Genomic DNA, 2,141 nt, shown 5'->3' on the forward strand with positions numbered 1-2,141 from the left:
TGCCGAAAGCCGACCCAAGCGCCCCAGGGCAGGCCAGGGTTTCAACAGAGCAAGCGGGCGACACCACCGCTTCCGTCACCCCGATGGCCCGCGCCCCTCCGGCCACCGTCTTGCCTTGCGCCGCCAGCACTTCGACCTGGCGCAGCTTGGCCACGATCTCTTCCGGCTTGTGCTGCTTCCTCGCCATCCCGGCCCCTCCGTTGCCGCCGATCTCACCTTATCGGCGGACCGCTTCTACGGGGGCACGTCAGGTGTTGATCACCCGTCCGTGCGGGCCGGGAGCCGGGGCGTGGGTGTAGGCTCGGGCCGGGAGAAGGAAGGAGCGTCCCGCCATGGGCCCTGACCTGCGGCTGCAGCAACGCGTGCTCGACCGCTTCGAGCTGGTGAGCGGCATCGGCGACCCGGACCAGGGCACCGCCTGCGTCATGTCCCTCGTGGCCCACCTGGCGGGCGAGGGCCGCACCGACCGCCCGGGCTGCGCCTCCCCGCTGGTCCGCGCCTTCGCCATCCCGATCAACGACCGCATGCCGCCCGAGGCGCGCCGACGCTTGAAGCCCTTCGTGCCGCGCCTGATCGGGACGAACGACGGGCTCGACGGCACCCGCGCCGAGGTGCTGCGCCGGGCACTGGTCGAGGTGGTCCTGCCCAGGGCCTCCGGCGAATGCCCGGCGTCTTCGCCCCGCGGGCCGGTGTCGCGGCTCGCGGGCCCGTTCCGGCGTCTGCGGGTCCGGCTGCTCCGGGGCATCCTGCTGCGCCACATCGCCCGGCTGCTGGAAGAGGCCGAAAGAGGCGGCTCCGGGCCGGGCCAAGCGGCCGAGCTGGCGAGCGCCGCCGGGCACCTGCTCGCCCTCCGCGCGCGCGACGCGTGGGACGCGCGCGAGGCGGAGTGGTATTGGAACCAGGCCATCGGGCTCCTGGACCGGCTGTGCGAAGTCGGCGCGCAGGCGCGGCAGGCTGCGCCGGGCGTTCCGGCAGCAGGCCCGGCGCCGCGGCTGGAGGCGGCCCCCTGAGCGCTCCCCTGGGCACCGGAGCAAGTCGGGGCCGGCCACTGCCCCAGCCGTCCGGCGGCCGACGGTCGGCCGCCCCCTGATGCGCCGCATCGCCCACATCTCCGACCTGCACTTCCTGCTCACCGACCAAGCGGTGGTGGAGGCGCTCGCGGCCGAGCTGAACGCCGACCCGCCCGACCTCGTCGCGGTCAGCGGCGACCTCACCATGCGCGCCCGCTCGCGCGAGTTCCGCGCCGCCCGCGCCTTCCTCGACCGCCTGCGCGCGCCGGTGCTCGCGGTGCCCGGCAACCACGACATCACCTCCTACTGGCTGCACGAGCGCTTCCTCGACCCGCTCGGGCGCTGGCGCCGCTTCGTCGCCGAGGAGCCCGAGCCGGTCTGGATCGACGGCGAGGTCGCGGTGGTGGGCGTCAACACCACGTCGCGCGCCGGCGCCTTCCTCGACTGGTCGCAGGGCCGGGTCGGGGAGGGCCGGCTCCGGCGCGCGGTGGAGCGGCTGCGGGCGCTGCCGGAGGGCCCGTTCCGCGTGGTGGTCGCCCACCACCCCTTCCTGCCGCCGGAGAGCGCGCCGGGCACGCGCCTGGTCGGCCGGGCGGAGGCCGCGCTAGCCGCCTTCGCCGCAAACGGGGTGCGCATGATCCTGTCGGGCCACCTGCACCTCGGCTACATGCGCGCGCGCGGCGCGGCGGAAGGCGCCGAAGCAGCTGGAGGCGCGGCGGGGCCGGGCGGCGGGGACGGCGAACTGTTGGTGGTGCAGGCGGCCACCGCCACCTCGACGCGGCTCCGCGGCGAGCCCAACGCCTACAACTGGATCCGGATCGAGGGCGGCCGCGCCACGGTCGAGGTGCGCGCCTGGGACGGCGGCAGCGGTTGGGCCTCCGTCTGATCCGCTCGCCGGCTGTCCGGCAGGGGCCCGAGGCCGACGGCCGGGTCGACCAGCGGCGGCGGCTGCGCCCTGCGATCCATGCCCGAGCTCCCGAGCCGCCGATCCGGCTTCGTCGATTCGGTGGCGTCATGCCCCCGCGCTAAATGCGCCTAACGAAACCCGCCCTGTTGCGTTCTCGGCGGCATGGCCGAGCCGCCCCTTCCCGACGACCTCTGGGCGGCGGTGGCGCCGCTGCCGCCGCCCCC

At 75.7% G+C, this 2,141-nt stretch carries 2 protein-coding genes and 1 pseudogene; 2 read left to right on the top strand and 1 reads right to left on the bottom strand.

Going from position 1 to position 2,141, the window contains the following annotated elements:
• Positions 1-187 (bottom strand): annotated as a pseudogene (locus ABD067_RS25660) (hypothetical protein); the annotation flags it as partial.
• Positions 188-332: 145 nt separating this feature from the next.
• On the opposite strand from ABD067_RS25660, the gene ABD067_RS25665 reads away from it, so the two are divergent.
• Both ABD067_RS25665 and ABD067_RS25670 read left to right on the top strand, forming a co-directional pair.
• Positions 333-1,010, top strand: a complete 678-nt coding sequence (locus tag ABD067_RS25665; protein ID WP_343898279.1) for a hypothetical protein — start codon at positions 333-335, stop codon at positions 1,008-1,010.
• Positions 1,011-1,089: 79 nt separating this feature from the next.
• Complete coding sequence (locus tag ABD067_RS25670) at positions 1,090-1,896, top strand: metallophosphoesterase family protein (protein WP_343898280.1); 807 nt, start codon at positions 1,090-1,092, stop codon at positions 1,894-1,896.
• Positions 1,897-2,141: the final 245 nt, after the last annotated feature.

The sequence above is a fragment of the Craurococcus roseus genome, assembly GCF_039523795.1.
GTDB lineage: Bacteria > Pseudomonadota > Alphaproteobacteria > Acetobacterales > Acetobacteraceae > Craurococcus > Craurococcus roseus.

Bases quoted from the DNA above. Each gene is read 5' to 3' on its own strand.
- ABD067_RS25665 (WP_343898279.1), top strand. From the start codon at position 333: ATGGGCCCTGACCTGCGGCTGCAGCAACGCGTGCTCGACCGCTTCGAG.
- ABD067_RS25670 (WP_343898280.1), top strand. From the start codon at position 1,090: ATGCGCCGCATCGCCCACATCTCCGACCTGCACTTCCTGCTCACCGAC.